We start from the raw sequence: 19934 nt of genomic DNA, 5'->3' as shown, positions 1-19934 counted from the left end.
ATGGGCCTCTTGTTGTTTATGCGTTTGCTACCAGCGGCTCACCATCCAGAGGATCACTGTGCCTGCAACAACCAGCGAACCGCCGATACGGCGCAGCTGCTCCGCTGGCTGATCGCTCAGCAGCCGCAACATCTGCTGCCACCCTTTTGGCATCAGCAATGGCCCTAGCCCTTCAAACAGCAATAACAGGCCAATCCCTGTCAGTATGGATGTCATCATTGTGCCCTTCTCCCGTCAAAAACCACCTTATCCGGTGGTTTGGCAGACAAATAAAAGGGCCTGACAATGCAGGCCCTTGGCAAGACAACTCCGGCGATTACTGCTTGGTGCCGTGAGGAGACTTGAGATAGCGGAAGAACTCGCTGTCCGGTTTGAGTACCATCAGCTCGTTACCGCCGGTGAAGCTCTTGCGATAGGCCTCCATGCTGCGCACGAAGCTGAAAAACTCGGGGTCTTTCTTGTAGCTTTCGGCGTAGATCTTGGCTGCTTCTGCATCACCTTCACCGCGCAACTGACGCGCGTTACTCTCGGCATCCGCCAGCATGACGGTTACCTTGCGGTCGATATCGGCGCGCAGGATCTCGGCCTTCTCGCGACCCTGTGAACGATGCTCACGTGCCACCGCAGTACGCTCGGCACGCATCCGCTGATAGATGGAGTTGGAGACTTCCACCGGCAGGTTGATCTGCTTGATCCGCACATCCACCACCTTGATGCCGAGCTCGGAGGAGCGCGCCATCTTCTTCAGGGCATCTTCCATCACGGTACTGCGCTCACCGGAGACGATGTCCTTGATGGTGCGGTTACCGATCTCGGAGCGCAGACCGTTGTTGATCTTGCGCTTGAGCAGATCTTCTGCCTGCAGTTTGTTGCCACCACCGGTTGCCAGGTAGTACTTGGAGAAGTCCTCGATCTTCCACTTCACGTAGGAGTCGATGATCAGGTCTTTCTTCTCGGAGGTGACGAAACGGTCGGCCTGGCTGTCGATGGTCTGGATACGGGCATCCATCTTGCGAACCTGATCGATGAGCGGCACCTTGAAGTGCAGACCCGGCTCATAGAGACGGGGCTCACCGGAATCAACCCGCTTCACCTTGCCAAACTGCACCACGATCCCCTTCTGACCTTCATCAACGATAAAGACAGAGGAGAAGCAGACCATGGCAGCCACAGCGATTGCACCAATAGCTAGCTTTTTCATCTATCAGTTTCTCCCTGAGCTGAAGCGGTCACCGCTACGCAGCGGCATCGGAGTGGAGTTGGCACCCTCGTTGGAAACAGGCGCAGGCTCTGCTACCGGCACAGTCGCAGGACGAGTCTGCTGAGCAGCTGCCGGCTTGCCAGTCAGCTTGTCGAGCGGCAGATAGATCATGCTGTTGTTGCCAGCCGGCATATCAACAATGACCTTGTTGGCCTGCTGATAGAGCTCTTCCATGGTTTCCAAGTAGATACGGTCGCGAGTCAGCTCGGGCGCAGCCTGATACTGGGGCAGCAACTCGTTGAAACGGGCCACTTCACCCTGTGCTTTCAGCACGATCTGGGACTTGTACGCTTCGGCTTCCTGCTCCAGACGCTTCACCTGACCACGGGCCTTGGGCTCGACTTCACGTGCATAGGCTTCCGCTTCGCGGATGAAACGCTGCTCATCTTCCTGAGCTGAGATGGCGTCATCGAACGCATCCTTCACCTCTTCCGGCGGACGCGCCGGCAGGAAGTTGACGTCGACAATCTGCAGACCCATCTGGTAAGGCTCGATGATGCCATCGATCACCTGCCAGGTCTCCTGACGCACTTTTTCACGACCGGTGGTCAGCACATCATCCATCTTGGTGTGGCCAACCACGTAACGCAGGGCGCTATCAGTGGCCTGACTCAGACTCTCGTCGGCATTGGTCACGCTGAACAGGTACTGCTCCGGATTGACGACACGATACTGCACGTCCATCTCAACCCGTACCACGTTCTCGTCCTGAGTCAGCATAAAGCCGGACGCAGGCAGGGAGCGCACGGACTCAACGTCCACCGGGATCACCTGATCGATGAAAGTCGGCTTCCAGCGCAGGCCCGGCTCGACGATATGGGAAAACTTGCCAAAGCGCAGCACTGCACCACGCTCGGCTTCACGAATGGTATAGAAGCCGCTAACGACCCATACCACCACGGCGACAACCAGCGCGATGGAGATACCAAAGCGGCCTACATCGCCGCCAGATTTGCCACTGCCAAACAGGCCGCCAAAGCGACGACTCATCTTGCGCAGCATCTCGTCCAGATCAGGGGGCCCCTGATTCTTGCCGTTATTCCCCCAGGGGTCACGGTCTTTGCCGTTGTTACCAGGCTCATTCCAAGCCATCAGCGTCTCCATTAATACATGCAGATGGATATCATCTCTATCGGGTCACTGCTCGTTGACGAAACCGCCAGGCGGTTATCCTCATCAACGGTTCAATGCCTGATAAAGCGTTGTAAATTCTCACCTTCCTGTTTCACGAGGCGGTTCCAGTCAGCCAGTTGCAGGCGGACTTCCAGCACAAAATCCCCCTCCTCGCTAAAGCCTTCCTGCTCGATCCCTTTCAACTGATAGAGCGCACTGCGCAATCTCGCAGCAGAAGGCGGCAGTTGCAGGGTGTGGTGCACCATGGAGCCGGCCAGCAATTCGGTCAGCGCCGCAAACAGATACTCACACCCCTCGCCAGTCTGGGCAGACAGCCAGACCCGCAGCGGACGCCCCTCATCATCCCGCTCCAGACCCGCCGGGCGATCAGCCAGCTTGTCGATCTTGTTGCAGATCATCAGCTGGGGACGGTCATCCGCCTCGATTTCGGCCAGCACCTGTTGCACGGAGTCGATATTCTCCTGCATCTGCTCATCGGCACAATCCACCACATGGAGCAGCAGGTCCGCTTCGCGGGTCTCCTGCAGGGTCGCTTTGAACGCAGCAACCAGATCATGGGGCAAGTGTCGAATAAATCCAACCGTGTCGGCCAAAATCACATCGCCCACATCCCGGATCACCAGTTTACGCAGCGTTGGATCAAGGGTTGCGAACAACTGGTCGGCAGCATACACGCTGGCAGCTGTAAGTTGGTTGAACAAAGTGGACTTTCCGGCGTTTGTGTAACCAACCAGAGAAACTGTCGGTACTTCATTGCGGTTGCGGGCACGTCGCCCCTGCTCCCGCTGTTTGGCCACCTTGTCGAGCCTGCGCAAAATCGCCTTGATGCGCTCGCGCAACAGGCGTCGGTCGGTTTCAAGCTGGGTTTCACCCGGGCCACGCAAGCCGATCCCGCCTTTTTGACGTTCAAGGTGGGTCCAGCCTCGAACCAGACGGGTAGAAAGATGGCGTAACTGGGCCAGTTCGACCTGCAGTTTACCTTCATGGGTACGGGCGCGCTGAGCGAAGATATCGAGGATCAGACCGGTTCTGTCCACTACCCGGCACTGGAACAGACGCTCCAGGTTACGCTCCTGGGCAGGGGTCAGGGCATGGTTGAAGATGACGACGTCGGCATCCAGCATCTGGACCTGGTACGCAATCTCTTCAGCCTTGCCACTGCCGACAAAATACTTGGCGCTGGGCGCACTGCGGCTGGTCGTGATGACTCCCAGTGCATTGACGCCAGCCGAGCTCACCAGCATTTTGAGCTCTTCCAGATCCTCCCGCTCACCCTCATCACTGAAGTTGACGTGCACCAGAACGGCCTGTTCGCCAGCTTCATAACGGTCAAACAAGCGCTTGCTCCTTAACAGGTTTCATGATGAATCTGAGTTGGCGAGTCGACTCGCCCCGGGATATCACGCCTCGGCATCACCCTGTTCATCACCGGCGCCACCGGCAGCCTGCTGATGATGGTTGACGGCACGGGCCGGAACCACGGTAGAGATGGCGTGCTTGTAGACCATCTGGCTCACGGTGTTCTTCAGCAGAATGACAAACTGGTCGAAGGATTCGATTTGACCTTGCAGTTTGATGCCGTTCACCAAATAGATAGAAACAGGAATCCGCTCACGGCGCAGCGCATTCAAAAACGGGTCTTGGAGAGATTGCCCCTTAGCCATTTTTCTTTTCCTTATAGTTTGTTGTTTTTAAACACCGGATATTCAATATAACAACCTGATTATACAGGGAGTGTCAAGCCGCACCAGCGCGAGCAAGCACGCGGGCGAGGTTGTCAGACTCACCGGATTCCAGCCAGGTCACATCGGCCCAACCGCGCAACCAGGTCATCTGCCGTTTTGCCAACTGGCGAGTGGCAACAATGCCACGATAACGCATCTCATCATACTCTATCTCGCCGTTCAGGTAGTCCCACATTTGGCGATAACCTACACAGCGAATGGAGGGGAGATCCGGGGTCAGATCGCCACGAGCCATCAAAGCCCGCACCTCCTGCTCAAAATCCCCCTGCAGCATCTTGTCGAAACGCTGTTCGATCCGCTGATGCAGCACGGCGCGATCGCTCGGGGCGATGGCAAACTGCTGCACCCGATAGGGCAACCCCTCCCCTTGCACCAGGGTCAGCTCGGTGAGGGTCTTGCCGCTGATGCGGTAAACCTCGAGCGCCCGGCTGAGCCGCTGCGGGTCATTGGGATGAATACGAGCCCCGGCGACCGGATCAATACGCACCAGCTCATCGTGCAGCGCCTGCCAGCCAAGACGGGCAGCCTCCTCTTCTATTCCGGCCCGAATGACGGGGTCGGCAGAAGGGAGCGGGGAGAGCCCTTCCAGCAGCGCCTTGAAATAGAGCATGGTACCGCCCACCAGCAGCGGAATGCGGCCGCGATCGGCGATCTCTTTCATCTCCCGCAGGGCATCCTTGCAAAAATCGGCTGCCGAATAGCTCATGGCGGGATCGAGAATATCGATCAGCCGATGCGGGGCCCGAGCCAGTTCATCGGCAGTCGGCTTGGCCGTGCCGATATCCATGCCGCGATAGATAAGCGCCGAATCGACGCTGATGATGTCGCAGGGCAACACCTGACACAGTTCAATGGCGAGATCCGTCTTGCCGGAAGCCGTCGGCCCCATCAAAAAAATTGCGGTCGGCAAGTCACTCGCCATGTTCAAACTCCTCAAGCACAGCCGCCAGCGAGAGCGGGCGGGCCATGCGAATATCTGCCAGTTGGTCACTGAAATCGGCCACAAGTTCCGTCAGCAGACGACTGGCAGTTGAAAAATCGTATATTTTTTCGCGGCTTATCCCCTGCTCCACCAGCCATTGGCATAATACTTCAGCCTGCTGGCCAGCATCACTGTCAGATCCGCCCTCGATAATTTGCAGCAATTCGGGTAACAGACGCACCAGATCAGTCTGACGCAGCAAAGCAGGTACCCGCGTCAGGATCATGGTGTCGCGCCCCCCGCTTTTCAACTCCAGCCCCATCCGTTTCAGCAGCCGCTCCTGCTCTTCTACCAGCGAACTCAGGTTCTTCGGCAGCTTGAAGGAAACTGGCAGCAGCAACGGCTGGGCTGCCAGCCCCTGGCCCCAGGTCTCCAGCAGCCAGTAGCGCAGCAGCAAACGCTCGGCGCGTACGAGTGAAAGCAGCGCCAGCTGACCATCCCGCTCGAACAGCAGATAAGCCTGCGCCACCAGAGTCAGTGCCCGGCACCCGCCCTGTTTTGAAACAGTCTGAGTGTGAGTGGCAACACCCGGCTCGGAGATTGAAGCGGTTGTGGCAACGGGCAGCGTGCTAAGCAAGGCCCCCATGCCACGCATCGCCTCCCGGCTCGGCGGCTCGGGCGGTTGATAGTTGCTGGCCCGGCCTGCCCCCCCGCAGCCCCCTTCCCGCACCTGTGCAGGCGCCCGATAGCTGTGTTCGGCGCCATACCACTCGGTACGCGGTGCCTGACCGGGATATTCAATCTGCGGGCTGACCGGCAGCTCGACCAGCGTCTCGGCCAGCGGCTGCTCTTGCTCGTTGACGGCGCGGCCTTCGCGGCGCAAGGCAGTAAAGAGTGCCTGAAAGATAAAGTCGTGGATCAGCCGCGCCTGATGGAAGCGCACCTCGTGCTTGGCAGGGTGAACGTTGACGTCCACCTGACGGGGATCCAGCTCGATATAGAGCACATAGGCTGCAAAGCGGTCGGCGGGCAGCAGCTCGTCATAGGCCTGACGAATGGCGTGGTTGATGAGCTTGTCGCGCATCATCCGGCCATTGACATAGGTGTATTGCAGATCGTTCTGCGGTCTGGCGCCCTCGGGGGTCGCCAGCCAGCCCCACAGACGCACGTCGCTGTGCTCGCTCTCCACCGCCAGCGCATGGTGCATGAAGGGGGTACCGCAGACGGCAGCAAGACGCCGCTCCTGCTCAGGTACCGTATTGGCGGCCTTGTACTGGCGCACCACCTTGCCGTTGTGGCGCAGGATCAGGGTGACATCGAAGCGGGAGAGCGCGATGCGACGCACCAGCTCATCGATATGGGCAAACTCGGTCTTTTCACTGCGCATGAACTTGCGCCGCGCCGGGGTATTGAAGAAGAGATCCACCACCTCCACCGTGGTGCCCACCGGATGGGCCGCCGGCTTGACGGTGACGCTCATCTCGCGCCCTTCGGCCTGCGCCTGCCAAGCTCCGGCCTGCTCGGCGGTGCGGGAGGTGAAAGTGAGGCGGGAGACCGAGCTGATGGAGGCGAGCGCCTCGCCACGAAAGCCCAGGCTGTTGATCCCCTCCAGATCATCGAGGGTCGCCACCTTGGAGGTAGCGTGGCGCGACAACGCCAGCACCAGCTCATCTTTGGCAACGCCGCAGCCGTTGTCACGGATGCGGATCAGCTTGGCGCCCCCCTTGTCGATATCGATTTCGACCCGGTCGGCGCCCGCATCCAGACTGTTTTCCACCAACTCCTTGACCACGGAGGAGGGCCGCTCCACCACCTCTCCGGCGGCAATCTGGTTGGCCAGAATAGGTGGCAAAATACGGATCGGCATCGCTAGCTCCCGCTCAGTTATTGCTTGGGAATATAGAGCACCTGCCCTATCTGGATTTCCCGTGACTTGAGTTTGTTGATCTCCGCCAGTCTCGACTGACTCACGCCGTACTTCTCGGCCAGGCGCGAGAGGCTCTGACCGCGCGTGACCACGTGGCGGATCATCTGCGACTTCTCGTTTTCCTGCACGCTGGTGACCGGGGCGCCGGTCTCTTTGGCCGCCTCGGAATAAGGCTTGATCACCCCGGCACCGGAGGAGCTGCCAGAAGCGCTTCCACTGTCGCGCACCGTCGCCGGCATCCGGTTGGTCACAACCGGCGGGGACTTAACAGGAGCCGGATTGCTCGCAACCTGCCTGGCTGGCGCAGGTTTGCTGGTGGCAACCTGTTTATGGGTCGCGGCCGGGGCGCTGGCGACCCCCTTGCCGGTGAGCATTGCCCCCTTGGTCGGGTGAGCACGGTAGTAGTTGCGGATACCCTCGAAAATGGCGCGAGCCAGCTGATCCTGATAGCTGGCGGTAGCCAGCAGCTGCTCTTCCGCATGGTTGGAGATAAAGCCGGTCTCAACCAGCACAGAGGGAATGTCAGGGGCTTTCAGTACCGCCAGACTGGCGTGCTCCGGCGCTCTCTTGTGCAGCCGTGCCACCTTGCCCAGCGAGCGCAGGATCTGGCGGCTGACGTCATAACCCTCGGCACGGGACTTGTCCATCGAGAGGTCGAGGAAGGTCTGCGCCAGATAGGGATTTGGATCGGATTCGGCCAACACCTTGCCGACCCCGCCCAGCAACTCACCCTGCTTCTCCTGCTTCTCCAGCCAGCTGCCCATCTCGCGGTTGGCGCGGTTGGTCGAGAGTACCCAGACCGAGGCGCCACGCGGGGTGGAGTTGTGGAAGCTATCCGCGTGCACCGACACCAGCAGGTCGGCCTTGGCCTTGCGCGCGATCTCGGAACGCTTGTTGAGATCAACGAAGTAGTCGCTGCGGCGGGTCAGCACGGCGCGCATGCCCGGCTCGCGGTCGATCAGTGCAGCCAGTTTCTGGGAGACCGCCAGGGTCACCCGCTTCTCATAGGTGCGGCGCGGGCCGATGGAGCCCGGGTCTTCACCGCCGTGGCCCGGGTCGATGGCAATCACCACCCCCTTGCCCTTGCCGCCAACCGGCGTGGACTGCACTGCAGCGGCCGAGCGCTTCTCTTCATAAGGAAGGTCGATCACCAAACGGTGACCATAGGGGCCGGCAGGCGCCAGCGGAAAGACTACCGGCTTGATGGCGGAGCTGAGGTCGAGCACCAGACGCAGCCCCCCCTTCTCCAGCGGCGAACTTTCACGAATTTTACGCACCAGTTCGCTGCTGTTCTCGACCCGCGCCAGATTGGTAGCGTTGCTCGCCCCTTTCATGTCGATCACCAGCCGATCGGGGCCAGTCAGGGTGAAATAGTTGAAATCGGGGGCGCTGCTCATGTCGAGCACCACCCGGGTGTTATCAGGTGATGGCCAAATCCGCACGCTCTTGAGCTGATTAGCCCAGGAGGGTAACGCCATCAGGGAGAGAGCAATAACAAGGATCAAACGCACGTGGATGACAACCGTTCCAGAATAGCTTCGCCAGTAGCAGAACGAGCTTCAATCAGAACTTCTCGCTGCTCGCCTACATAAGTGAGGGTGATCTCGAGATCAGGCGCCGGCAACCAGCCTTCCCCCTTCTCCGACCACTCCACCAGACAGAGGGTATTGGCGGCAAAATAGTCGCGAATTCCCATGAATTCCAGCTCTTCCGGATCGGCCAGACGATAGAGATCGAAGTGGTAAACCTGCCACCCCTCCAGTTCGTAGGGTTCAACCAGGGTATAAGTCGGACTTTTCACCTTGCCCTGATGGCCAAGCCCCTGCACCCAGCCACGGGTCAGGGTTGTTTTGCCAGCCCCGAGCGTCCCGTGCAAAAACACGGTCGTCGCCTGCTGGCAAGCCTTTGCCAGACGGCCTCCCAGAGCCACTGTTGCTGCCTCGTCCGGCAGTGTCATCATCAACTGTTTTGCCATGTTCTTCTTTTTTAACTTGTTATGGTGTCGGGATTAACCAGCTTGCGGATAAAGGGCAGCAGATCTGATGCCAGCATGCCACGCTCTCCGTCAGCAGCAGCCAGATCGGCTGCCTCGCCGTGGATCACGGCCCCCAGCCAGGTTGCCAGGGTGGCAGACCAACCCTGAGCCAAAAGGGCGGCGATTATACCAGATAACAGATCGCCCATGCCGCCACTTGCCATGCCGGGATTGCCTTCATTGCACACGGCAAGCCGCTCGCCATCATGGATAAGAGTCCCCGCCCCCTTGAGCAGCACCACTCCGCCGTAACGCTGTTGCAGCGCCCGCACGGCAGCAAACCGGTCTGCTTCAATGTCGGCAATAGAACACCCCAGCAGCCGCGCCGCTTCGCCAGGGTGCGGAGTGAGCACCCAATTATCCTGATGGCGGGGAGATTGCGCCAGCCAATTCAACCCGTCGGCGTCCAAAACCAGCGGCAATTGTTCGGTAAGGTAGCGGGCAAACTGCTGTCTGCCCCACTCTCCCTGACCCAGTCCGGGGCCAATGACCCGAACCGAAGCCCAACCGTCATCATCTTCTCCCTGCAGGCTCATCAATTCAGGCTGATAGAGGCTGACCGGCGACAACGCCGGGTGCTGGCTGATTCGCACCAGACCGGCGCCTGCCCGCAGACAGGCCCGGCCAGCCAGCACAATGGCACCCTGCATGCCGCACTCCCCGCCCACCAGCAACACCTTGCCATGGGAACCCTTGTGCGAGGAGCGCTGACGCGGGGTCAGCAAGGATTGCAGCACCGGATAATCGAGCCGCCATGCTGCGGGGTGAATCTCCTCATCAGGCATGACACCAAGCGGCTCACAATCGAGCTGACCGGTTACATCGACCCCGTCAGCGGTGAGCAGCCCCTGCTTGATACCGATAAAGGTAAGAGTTCGGCTCGCCCGCACGGCAGCCCCCATGATCCTGCCGGTATCGCCATTGAGGCCAGAAGGAAGATCGACCGCCAGCACAGGTGCAGCCAACTCATTGATTGTTGCGACGATCTTTGTCAGTAACGGTGCAAGGGGCGTACTGACACCAGTGCCAAGCAGGGCATCGACCACCAGATCGGGAGGAGGAAATAGTGCCTGATCGAACTGCTCTGCCAGCCAGACCTCACCACCGGCCGCCAGCCAGCTATCGGCGGCAATCCTGGCATCCCCTTTCAGCTGGTCGGGAGAGCGAGCGGCGATCACCACCGGCTCAAGGCCACGTTCACGGGCAAGGCGGGCCAGCACATAGCCATCGCCGCCATTGTTGCCGGGGCCGACAAAAATCCACCAGCAGTTGCTCGCGGGCCAGTGGCTGCTGGCATAGGTACACAGTGCCAGCCCTGCCCGCTCCATCAACGCATAGAGGGGTTGCCCCTCACGCTCGGCCCAGCGCCGCTCCCGCAAGCGGATCTGTTCAGTCGACCACAGCCCCTGTGATAGACTGCTTCCCACTTTTTTGCACCAAGCGTCCCCGATGACCTCTACCATGATGGCTCCCGATCTGCTCTCTTTCGCTCCAAGTGCTCAAGTGCCGGGATGCCATGCAGCATGACAACACCTGATTTCAACCAGCTGGCTCAAGATATCAAGCTCTGGGCGAGCGAGCTAGGATTTGACCAGGTTGGCATCACCGACACGGATCTGCGGGCCGAAGAGCCGAAATTGCAGGCCTGGCTGGACGCCGGTTATCACGGCACCATGGATTACATGGCGCGTCACGGCATGATGCGCGCTCGCCCCCATGAGCTGCTGCCGGGCACCTTGCGGGTCATCTCGGTGCGAATGAACTACCTCCCCTTCGAGGCGGGCTTTGCCGCCACCCTGCGCGACCCGACTCTCGGCTATATCAGCCGCTATGCCCTCGGCCGCGACTACCACAAGGTGCTGCGCAATCGCCTCAAACAGCTGGGTGACCGAATCGAAGCGCGATGCGCCGAGCTGTTTCAAGGCACGTCTGACCCCCTTGGTGAGTGGCGCCCCTTTGTCGACTCCGCTCCCGTGCTGGAGCGGCCGTTGGCCGCCAAAGCGGGCCTCGGCTGGGTTGGCAAACACTCACTGCTACTCAATGAGTCAGCCGGGTCCTTCTTCTTTTTGGGGGAGCTGCTGGTAAGCCTGCCACTCCCCATCGATGCGCCGGTGGAAAAAGAGCAGTGCGGCAAGTGTGTCGCCTGCATCAACATCTGCCCGACCGGCGCCATTGTCGCTCCCTATGTGGTGGATGGTCGCCGCTGCATCTCCTATCTCACCATCGAGAACGACGGCCCTATTCCAGAAGAGTTCAGGCCCTTGATGGGCAACCGTATCTATGGCTGCGACGACTGCCAGCTCATCTGCCCGTGGAATCGCTACGCAGATGCTAGCCCGGAGCCCGATTTCAGCCCCCGCCCCAGCCTGCATCGCCCGCCCCTGCTGGCGCTGTGGCGCTGGAGCGAGGCCGAGTTCCTCAAACATACCGAGGGGAGCCCGATCCGCCGCATCGGCTATCAACGCTGGCGCCGCAATCTGGCGGTAGCCCTTGGCAACGGCCCGGCCAACCCGGAAGTGATGGCTGCCCTGCAGCAAGCACTGCCGGAAGCAGAGCCCATGGCGGCAGAACATATTGAATGGGCGCTGGCAACGCTGGCCAGACGCCAGGATGAAACGAACAAGAAAACCCGCCTGCTGATCCGTTGCATCGAAAAAGGTCTGCCGGATCACGCCTGAGTGATCTGCCCCTTGCCGGATTGCAGCAGTTTTTTCATGCTCTGCCGACCCACAAAGATCAGCACGCCATGGTTGAGCAACAATGGTCGGCACACAAAAAGGACATCACAGATGCAAATGTTGGGAGTGGATATTGGAGGCTCGGGGATCAAGGGCTGTCTGGTCGATACCGAAACCGGTGAGCTGATTGGCGAGCGCCATCGCATTGCCACACCACAGCCGGCCACCCCGGCCGCCATTGCCCATACCCTCAAGGCGCTGGTGGAACACTTCGACTGGAAAGGGCCGGTGGGCTGCGGCTTCCCGGCCACCATCCACAACGGCATTGCCAAGAGCGCGGCCAACATCGACAAGAGCTGGATTGAGACCGATGCCGAGCACCTGTTTGCCGATGTCACCGGCAAGCCCTGCTATGTGCTGAACGATGCCGACGCCGCCGGTCTGGCCGAGATGCGTTTTGGTGCCGGCAAGGATCGCAAGGGGGTGATCATCCTCATCACGGTCGGCACTGGCATCGGCACCGCAGTCTTCGTCAACGGTCACCTGCTGCCCAACACCGAGCTGGGCCATCTGATGCTGGAAGGGATGATCGCCGAGCACTACTGCTCGGACGCAGTGCGCAAACGCGAGGATCTCTCCTGGGGGCGCTGGGGCAAACGCTTCAACAAATATCTGGCTCGCCTCGAGTTTCTCTTCTCCCCCGACCTCTTCATTCTGGGCGGCGGCAGCGCAGCCAAACTGGATAAGTTCGTCGATCGCATCGAAACCCGGGCGCCGCTCATTCCCGCAGCCAGTCTCAACCAGGCCGGAATTATCGGCGCGGCACTCTACGCCGCCGAACGACATCAGGGCTGATTGCACATCGGTGCCATGAGCTCCCGATACGAAGAGGGCCCGACAGCAATGTCGGGCCCTCTCTCTATCTGGTGATCGATCCTCTGTCTTTGCTACAAGTCATCGAGCTGGTGGGCACCGTGTACCAAGCGGGTCAGGCGGGTCTGCTCCAGTCGAGCCAAATTATCCAGCAATTCAGCCGTGCTCCGAGTCGGGCACTCCCGGGCCAGATGACCCAGTTCACCAATCAACTGCTCCTCCCAGCGGCAAACCAGGGCAACGATATCTTCGGTTCTGGCTGAAGCGGGCAACTCGCAGCGCATAATTGCTGGCAACATGTCCTCGCTAAAGCTCTGATCCAGCCAGGTCTCCCGCACCGGGCCGCCCAGCTGGCTGGCGTACTCATGCAGATGGACGCTCGCTGCATCCTCCCGCCCTTGCAGATAGGCCAGCAACATCCGGCAGCGTTCGCTATCCACCTGATTGCCCAGACGCCGGTAACAGAGACCGAGCTGGTGATGCACCTGCTCGAGGTAGTGCAGCAACTCTTTGATCTGTTGGAATCTCATCGCTCTGCCCTCCATGGGAAATCCACAACCTCAGTATAAAAAACGGCCAGCCAAGCCCCAATCACGATCCGGCATCTTCTTGCGCTGCATCAAAAATGGCCGAGGTATATATAAGTGGGCAGACAGGGGGTTCAACTTTATGCAATTCTGGGGCTTGTGAGAGGTAGGCTCCACAGCCAGATAGTCGCGACAGGGATACCTAATAGAACAGAGCATCACACGCCATTAGCCAACTTTAATTCGGTCCTTTAGCCTCAAAGCAAAATTCAATATGGAACAACGCCAAACCCTGCTATTCCTTATCTACCGACCGAAAATCCTTATCACTTTTTTAGACGTCTAGACGTAAAAACATGCGTTGACACAGCCATCCGGACATCTTAGCATCATCCCCCATGATGGCAGTGCAACCTAGTGAAACCTCTGCCCAATTTTCTCGCCTGTAGCGCCCTGTGCTGTAAGGCTGTTAGCACGGAAGAATCCATGATTAAGTTGATCGGTCTCAACAAAGTCTACGGTACAGGCAGTGACGCCGTGCACGCCCTGCGTGACGTGAGTCTGCATGTACCCCAAGGCAAAATCTTCGGGGTGATCGGTGCCTCCGGTGCCGGCAAGAGTACCCTCATCCGCTGTGTCAACCTGCTGGAGCGCCCGACAGAGGGCCAGGTGATTGTCGACGGCCAGGATCTGGTCGCCCTGAGCGAACGGGATCTGACCCAGGCCCGCCGCCAGATCGGGATGATCTTCCAGCACTTCAACCTGCTCGCCTCCCGTACCGTGTTTGCCAACATCGCCTTTCCGCTGGAGCTGGCAGGCTGGAACAAGGATCAGATCAAGAGCCGGGTCGAAGAGCTGCTGGCGCTGGTCGGGCTGGAAGCCCGTGCCCACGCCTATCCGTCCGAGCTTTCCGGCGGTCAGAAGCAGCGCGTCGCCATTGCCCGCGCACTGGCACCGGCTCCCAAGGTACTGCTCTGTGACGAGGCTACCTCGGCCCTCGACCCGCAGACCACCCGCTCGATCCTGACCCTGCTCAAGGAGATCAACGTCAAGCTGGGGCTCACCATCCTGCTCATCACCCACGAAATGGATGTAGTGAAGGGGATCTGTGACGAAGTGGCCATCATCAGCGACGGCAGCCTGATCGAACAGGGCGAAGTGGCGTGGTTCTTCAGCAATGCCAAGACCCAGCTAGCCCGCGATTTCATCCGCTCCACCATCCATCTGGAGGTACCGCAGGAGTATCAGGATCGGATGAGCAATGAGCGAGTGCCCGGCAGCTACCCGCTGCTGAAGCTTGGCTTTACCGGCAGCACAGTCGATACGCCGCTCATCTCCGAGGCGAGCCGCCGTTTCAATATCGATATCAGCATTCTGAGCGCCGACATCGAGTACGCAGGTGGCGTCAAATTCGGTTTCCTGCTGGCCGAGCTGTTCGGGGATGAAGCCCAGTGCGAGGCGACCCAGCAGTTCCTCATCGACAACCACATTCAGCTGGAGGTAATGGGTTATGTCCGAAGCCATGATTAATCTGCTCATCACGGCCCTGGGCGACACCCTTATCATGGTGTTTGCCTCCGCCCTGTTTGGCTGCCTGCTCGGCCTGCCGCTCGGCGTGGCCCTGCATGTGACCAAAGCCGGCCAGATCCTGGCCAACCCGCTGCTCAACCGCACTCTGGGCATGGTGGTCAACGTGGGTCGCTCGGTGCCCTTTATCATCCTGCTGGTCGCGATTATTCCGCTGACCCGGCTGATTGTCGGCACCAGTATCGGCACCATCGCCGCCATCGTGCCGCTGACCGTCGGTTGCATCCCCTTCATCGCCCGTCTGGTGGAAGGTGCCCTGATGGAAGTACCCGACGGCCTGCTGGAAGCGGCCAAGGCGATGGGCGCCAAGCCATTGCAAATCATCACCAAGGTGCTGCTGCCCGAGGCCCTGCCCGGCATCCTCAACAGCGTCACCATTACCCTCGTCACGCTGGTGAACTACTCCGCCATGGCTGGTGCCATCGGTGGTGGTGGTCTCGGTGATGTGGGCATCCGTTACGGCTATCAGCGCTTCGATCCGACCGTCATGCTGGTCACCGTCGTGATACTGGTCGTGCTGGTTCAACTTATCCAGAGCGCGGGTGAGCGCCTGGTCAACAAATGTGATCATCGTTAATCGTCGATTTCTGACAGGAGGTTTTATGAAATTTGGCATCAAATCCGTTGCGGCAGCCCTGCTGGCTGGTCTGGTACTGGCCGGTTGCGGTCAAAAGGAAGAGAACAAGACCCTGAAAGTAGGCGCCATTGCCGGCCCTGAGACCGAGCTGGTCGAAGTAGCCGCCAAGGTGGCAAAAGAGAAATATGGTCTGAACGTCGAGATCGTCAACTTCTCCGACTATGTCACCCCGAACGTGGCGCTGAACGATGGCAGCATTGACATCAACGCCTTCCAGCACAAACCCTATCTGGATGCACAGGTACGTGATCGCGGCTTCAAACTGGTGCCGGTCGGCAACACCTTCGTCTACCCGATCGCCGGTTACTCCAAGAAGCTGAAGTCTCTGAGCGAGCTGAAAGATGGCGCCCAGATCGCGGTACCGAATGATCCAACCAACCTGGGCCGCTCGCTGATCCTGCTGGCCAAGCAGGGCCTGATCACCCTGAAAGATGGTGCTGGTCTGGAGGCGACCGTACTCGATATCGCCAGCAACCCGCGCAACTTCAAGATCGTTGAACTGGAAGCTGCCCAGCTGCCCCGCTCGCTGGAAGACGTGGATTTGGCCATCATCAACAACACCTTCGCCGGCCAGATTGGTCTGACCCCGACCGAAAATGGCTTGTTTGTTGAAGACAAAGAGTCCCCCTACGTCAACCTGATCGTCGCCCGCGACAACAACAAGGATGACGAGAAGGTCAAACAGTTCGTACAGGCTTTCCAGACCGATGATGTCTACAAGAAAGGGCTGGAACTGTTCAAAGGCGGCCTGGTAAAAGGTTGGTAATTGCTCACTCGACAAAAAAGGCCACGCAATGCGTGGCCTTTTTTATTGCCGCCGCTATCATATCGGCGAGCACGGCAACACGAATATAACATCACATGAAAAAATGGTATCTGGCCTACTGCAAGCCAAAGGAAGAGGCCCGCGCCCGCGCCCACCTCGATGCCCAGGGCATTGAGTCCTACTACCCCATGGTGGAAATCGAGAAACTGCGTCGGGGCAAGCGAGTCCCGGTAAAGGAACCCATGTTTCCCAACTACCTCTTCATCTACGTCGATCTGGAAGAGGTCACTCCGGTCACCCTGAAATCGACCCGTGGTATCAGCCGGATCATCCACTTCGGCAGTGAATGGACCCCCATCAGCAACAAGCTGGTCTATCAGCTGATGAGCCGCGATGACAGCGACGAGGCGCGAGCCAGTTACGCCAAACTGCCAAATGCGGGTGATAAGGTATTGATTGAAGAGGGGCCATTAGCAGGGTTTGAAGCCATCTATATGGAGCCGGATGGGGAGAAACGGGCCATTCTGCTGGTCAGTCTGCTCAATAAAGAGACCACCAGCAGCTTCGAAAACCACGCCTTCAGACGAATCGACTAAGAGGTGGGCAGGATGTCCTGACTCCCCCCATCACTCCAGCTCGAAACGGGCGATCACTGCCGTCAACTTGCCGGTATCCCCCGCCAGACGGGCGACTATGCCCTCACCTTGCTGGCTCTGCTGACAGGATTGACGGCTCAGAGCGGCAATATCCTCTACCGTTCCAGCCACTTCGGCGGCGACCTTGGATTGTTGCTCGGTCGCCGTTGCGATGGCCTCCAGCTGGCCAGATAGCGCCTGCACCAGCTGGTTCATCGCATTCAACGTCTCGGTTACCAACCCGACTGCATCACGCCCCTGCTCGACCAGCTGGGTGCCACCGCTCACCGTGGTGACGGTCTGGCGGGTTTGCTGGGAAATGGCGCTAATGGTCTGGCTGATCTCGGCGGTTGACTGGTGGGTGCGGGTTGCCAGCTGACGTACCTCATCGGCGACCACGGCAAAACCGCGCCCCTGATCACCGGCCCGCGCCGCTTCTATTGCCGCATTAAGGGCCAGCAAGTTGGTCTGTTCGGCTATGGTGGCAATCACTTCGGTGATCTGGCCGACCTGCTCGCTCTGCTTCTCAAGCAATCCCATCGCGTGATTGGCTTGCCCAATCATGGCGGCGATCTGCTGCATGGCATCTGTCATCCGTGCCAATGCATTCTGTCCCTGCCGGGTTTGCTGCTGCACCTGATGGGCACTGTCGGCTGCATTGGCAATATTGCCCGCAACCTCTTTCGTACTGACCGACATCTGCTCGATCGCGCTGGCGACCGCTTTTACCCGAATATCCTGCGCGGTCAAATCGGTCACTATCGCCTGAGTTGTGCTGCCTACATCCTGACAGGCAACGTCTACCTGTCCCACCGCCCCCTGCAGCTCGCTCACCAGATTGCGTAGCTGGGCCGACATCCGGTTGATGGAGCCGGTCAAACCGCCCAGTTCATCCTGACTCAGGACGGGCAAGGGGTTGGCAGCCAGCTTGCCGTCGGCGACCTCGCCTGCCCGCACAACCAGACTGGCGATGTCACGAGTCAAACGACGACTGAAGAGCCACGCCACCAACATGCCAAGCACGATGGAACTCCCCGTTGCCAACAACAGAGTACGAGTGATGGAGTGGCCAGCCTGGGTCATCTCTCCTGAGATTGCAGTTACTTTGCTGCGGGTTTCCCCTACCTGTTTGGCCAGCCGCTCGTAGAGGATCTCCTGCATCGGCTCAATCTCTTTTGCCATCAGATAGTTGGCCTGATCCCAATCCGGTGCTTGCCGCTTGCTGATGACCTGGCCCACCAGCTCCGAAAAGGGGGTTCCCATCTCCTCAAACAACTGCCAGAGGCTGCGCTCGGTTTCGGAAAAGAGACTGGACTGCTGCTTGAGTTCCGCCACCCGTTGCTGATGGAACTTGTAATAGTCCTCATACTTGTTGCGATATTCCGGGTCGCCGGAAATAAGAAAATCTCGCAGGGCGGAGAGCGCATTTGACAAGCTGTTGTAGGCATCTCCCACCTGCTTGAGCAACATGCGGCGATCTCCCGATAGCTGATCCTGAGGAGTCGCCACCTCTTCATTGGCGAAAGATTGCAGCTGATCGAGCGCAGCTTCGGCAAGCGGCCCGGCCTCCTGCAGCATCAGGGTATGTGCTGGCAGATTCTCCTCTGTATGGGCAATCGCCCATACCTTTTCCTGGCTGCTCTTGAAACTCTTGAGTGACTGTACCAACCCCACATCAAACTGCTGGCTGGTAATAACCTGCCAAGCCCCCTCCCACTCCTGCTTCAATCTGGCTGCTTGGGCGGGGTCCTTGCCAAGAATGAGATAACCACGCAATGCCGAGACGGTGGCGACCAGCGCTTTCTGGCTAGCCTCATCCCGCTGCAGAGCCGGCAGCGCCTGTGCCAACAGCATCTGCTGGGATTGATTGATCTGGTTTAGCCGGTAGTAGACCAGCGCAGAGGAGAGGGCGATCAGAAGATTGATAAATCCAAAGCTGATCAGAAGCTTGTGTGAGATTTTCATGAACATCCTTGTTCAGATGAGGCCCGCAGGCCAAAAGAATCAGATCGATATAAGTGTAGGCAATCTCTCCTGCCAGGAGCGGTGCCACTCCTGCAATTCACTGCGCGGCATCGGTCTGGCAGAGAAAAAGCCCTGACACACGTCACATCCAAGTTTTGCCAACTGTTGCCAGGTCAACTCATCCTCGACCCCTTCCGCCACCGATTTAAGCCCCAGCTTGCGGGCAAGCTCGATACTGGACTCGATAATGGCCAGACGGGATGGATCTGCATAGCAGCGATCGACAAAGGATCGATCCAGCTTCAACTCGGTAAAAGGCAACAGGGCCAACTGCTGCATCGATGAGTAGCCGGTGCCGAAATCATCGATAGAGAGACCGAATCCATGCATCCGCAGTCGGGTCAGCACTTCCAGCGACTTGCCCACATCCTGCACGAAGGAGCTCTCGGTCACTTCCAGAGTGATCAGTTCTGGATTGATGCTCCAGCGCTGACATTGCGCGATCAGGGAGTTGCAGAGATCCCCCTCAATCAGCGAGGTGGTTGAAAGGTTCATCGACAAGTTGAGTGATAGACCGGTCTCCTCCCAGAGATGGCCATCGCGCAGCGACTTGTTGATGATGATTTCGGTGAGTTGATCGATGAGCCCGTTGTTTTCCGCCAGCGGAATGAAGCGACCCGGCGAGACCAGGCCATATTCCGGATGCTGCCAGCGTGCCAGAGCCTCCATCCCGACCCATTCGCCGGTGGCAAAGCTAACTTTCGGTTGATACCAGGGGACGATTTGGTCATCATCCAGCGCGCGTCGCAGTTCATCCAGCCCAAGCCGATGCCCATCCTCTTTTTGGGCCTGCTCCTGACGGGGAGACCACGACTCGATCAACACCTTTAACTGTTGCTTGGTCGATGGTTTTTCGATTCGTCCCAGCACCTGCAAACCATAGGCGGCACTCATCCGCAGCACAGCTTCCACGACGTCATCCTCCAATGCACTGGAGAGAATGATGCCTCCGCTGAATCCTCCCAGGGAGAGGCGGCGCAACAGAGCCATTCCATCCATACCGGGCATGCGCAGGTCACAAAAAAGGATATCAACCGAGTGACGCTGGCACAGCTCAAGTGCCTCCTGCCCATCACGAGCTTCCAGCAACTGTTGATAACCCAGGTCACGGATCTGGTGCATCAGGGCCTTGCGTTGAAACGCATGGTCCTCGACAACCATGATGACCAATTCATCGTGTAC

At 58.9% G+C, this 19934-nt stretch carries 19 protein-coding genes; 6 read left to right on the top strand and 13 right to left on the bottom strand.

Translation table 11 applies throughout. From position 1 onward, the window contains the following. Positions 1 to 27: 27 nt before the first annotated feature. The 10 genes from AAHA39_RS17220 to AAHA39_RS17175 all read right to left on the bottom strand — a co-directional run bounded on the left by AAHA39_RS17220 (position 28) and on the right by AAHA39_RS17175 (position 10487). Entirely contained in the window at positions 28 to 219 is a 192-nt protein-coding gene (locus tag AAHA39_RS17220; protein ID WP_071914458.1) for a DUF2065 domain-containing protein, read from the bottom strand. A gap of 97 nt (positions 220 to 316) precedes the next feature. Beyond that, positions 317 to 1201, bottom strand: coding sequence for a protease modulator HflC (hflC, locus tag AAHA39_RS17215; protein ID WP_041210428.1), 885 nt, complete (start codon positions 1199 to 1201; stop codon positions 317 to 319). A gap of 3 nt (positions 1202 to 1204) precedes the next feature. Further along, complete coding sequence (gene hflK / locus AAHA39_RS17210) at positions 1205 to 2353, bottom strand: FtsH protease activity modulator HflK (RefSeq protein WP_320655304.1); 1149 nt, start codon at positions 2351 to 2353, stop codon at positions 1205 to 1207. Between the two features lie 92 nt (positions 2354 to 2445). Beyond that, entirely contained in the window at positions 2446 to 3732 is a 1287-nt protein-coding gene (gene hflX, locus AAHA39_RS17205) for a ribosome rescue GTPase HflX (protein ID WP_042031773.1), read from the bottom strand. 63 nt (positions 3733 to 3795) lie between these two features. Beyond that, the gene (hfq, locus tag AAHA39_RS17200; RefSeq protein ID WP_033114894.1) at positions 3796 to 4059 is read right to left on the bottom strand and encodes an RNA chaperone Hfq; all 264 of its coding nucleotides are present in this window, start codon (positions 4057 to 4059) and stop codon (positions 3796 to 3798) included. Between the two features lie 73 nt (positions 4060 to 4132). Next, a complete protein-coding gene (miaA, locus tag AAHA39_RS17195) occupies positions 4133 to 5062 on the bottom strand; it encodes a tRNA (adenosine(37)-N6)-dimethylallyltransferase MiaA (protein WP_320655309.1) in 930 nt (309 codons plus the stop codon). Next, a complete protein-coding gene (mutL, locus tag AAHA39_RS17190; RefSeq protein ID WP_320655311.1) occupies positions 5052 to 6929 on the bottom strand; it encodes a DNA mismatch repair endonuclease MutL in 1878 nt (625 codons plus the stop codon). Before mutL ends, miaA begins: the two co-directional genes overlap by 11 nt. 17 nt (positions 6930 to 6946) lie before the next feature. Next, positions 6947 to 8500 (bottom strand): N-acetylmuramoyl-L-alanine amidase, encoded by a 1554-nt coding sequence (locus AAHA39_RS17185; protein ID WP_320655313.1) that lies wholly within the window; start codon positions 8498 to 8500, stop codon positions 6947 to 6949. After that, positions 8491 to 8964 (bottom strand): tRNA (adenosine(37)-N6)-threonylcarbamoyltransferase complex ATPase subunit type 1 TsaE, encoded by a 474-nt coding sequence (tsaE, locus tag AAHA39_RS17180; RefSeq protein ID WP_139395134.1) that lies wholly within the window; start codon positions 8962 to 8964, stop codon positions 8491 to 8493. The genes AAHA39_RS17185 and tsaE overlap by 10 nt, the downstream gene beginning before the upstream one ends. A gap of 11 nt (positions 8965 to 8975) precedes the next feature. After that, entirely contained in the window at positions 8976 to 10487 is a 1512-nt protein-coding gene (locus AAHA39_RS17175; protein WP_320655318.1) for an NAD(P)H-hydrate dehydratase, read from the bottom strand. 60 nt (positions 10488 to 10547) lie between these two features. Between AAHA39_RS17175 and queG the strand changes: the two genes are divergently transcribed. Beyond that, on the top strand, positions 10548 to 11702 hold the full coding sequence (queG, locus tag AAHA39_RS17170; RefSeq protein ID WP_320655320.1) for a tRNA epoxyqueuosine(34) reductase QueG: 1155 nt from the start codon (positions 10548 to 10550) through the stop codon (positions 11700 to 11702). A 111-nt stretch (positions 11703 to 11813) separates the two neighbouring features. Further along, complete coding sequence (gene ppgK / locus AAHA39_RS17165) at positions 11814 to 12557, top strand: polyphosphate--glucose phosphotransferase (RefSeq protein WP_042031782.1); 744 nt, start codon at positions 11814 to 11816, stop codon at positions 12555 to 12557. A gap of 92 nt (positions 12558 to 12649) precedes the next feature. On the opposite strand, the gene AAHA39_RS17160 is transcribed toward ppgK, so the two are convergent. Then, the gene (locus AAHA39_RS17160; RefSeq protein ID WP_320655323.1) at positions 12650 to 13105 is read right to left on the bottom strand and encodes a hypothetical protein; all 456 of its coding nucleotides are present in this window, start codon (positions 13103 to 13105) and stop codon (positions 12650 to 12652) included. A gap of 483 nt (positions 13106 to 13588) precedes the next feature. On the opposite strand from AAHA39_RS17160, the gene metN reads away from it, so the two are divergent. The 4 genes from metN to rfaH all read left to right on the top strand — a co-directional run bounded on the left by metN (position 13589) and on the right by rfaH (position 16688). Further along, positions 13589 to 14632 (top strand): methionine ABC transporter ATP-binding protein MetN, encoded by a 1044-nt coding sequence (metN, locus tag AAHA39_RS17155; protein ID WP_043851794.1) that lies wholly within the window; start codon positions 13589 to 13591, stop codon positions 14630 to 14632. Beyond that, a complete protein-coding gene (locus AAHA39_RS17150) occupies positions 14613 to 15266 on the top strand; it encodes a methionine ABC transporter permease (protein WP_005339070.1) in 654 nt (217 codons plus the stop codon). The genes metN and AAHA39_RS17150 overlap by 20 nt, the downstream gene beginning before the upstream one ends. Before the next feature lie 25 nt (positions 15267 to 15291). Continuing rightward, positions 15292 to 16092: a methionine ABC transporter substrate-binding lipoprotein MetQ gene (gene metQ / locus AAHA39_RS17145; RefSeq protein WP_041210417.1), complete on the top strand. Its 801-nt coding sequence runs from the start codon at positions 15292 to 15294 to the stop codon at positions 16090 to 16092. 95 nt (positions 16093 to 16187) lie between these two features. Next, on the top strand, positions 16188 to 16688 hold the full coding sequence (gene rfaH / locus AAHA39_RS17140; protein ID WP_041210416.1) for a transcription/translation regulatory transformer protein RfaH: 501 nt from the start codon (positions 16188 to 16190) through the stop codon (positions 16686 to 16688). 30 nt (positions 16689 to 16718) lie between these two features. Here the strand turns inward: rfaH and AAHA39_RS17135 are convergent, their stop codons facing one another. Further along, complete coding sequence (locus AAHA39_RS17135) at positions 16719 to 18692, bottom strand: methyl-accepting chemotaxis protein (protein ID WP_320655328.1); 1974 nt, start codon at positions 18690 to 18692, stop codon at positions 16719 to 16721. Between the two features lie 39 nt (positions 18693 to 18731). Further along, positions 18732 to 19913: an EAL domain-containing response regulator gene (locus AAHA39_RS17130; protein ID WP_198037939.1), complete on the bottom strand. Its 1182-nt coding sequence runs from the start codon at positions 19911 to 19913 to the stop codon at positions 18732 to 18734. Positions 19914 to 19934: the final 21 nt, after the last annotated feature.

Source organism: Aeromonas sp. SE22 (genome assembly GCF_038739755.1).
Lineage (GTDB): Bacteria > Pseudomonadota > Gammaproteobacteria > Enterobacterales > Aeromonadaceae > Aeromonas > Aeromonas jandaei.
This window is presented reverse-complemented; position numbering and strand designations above follow the sequence as displayed.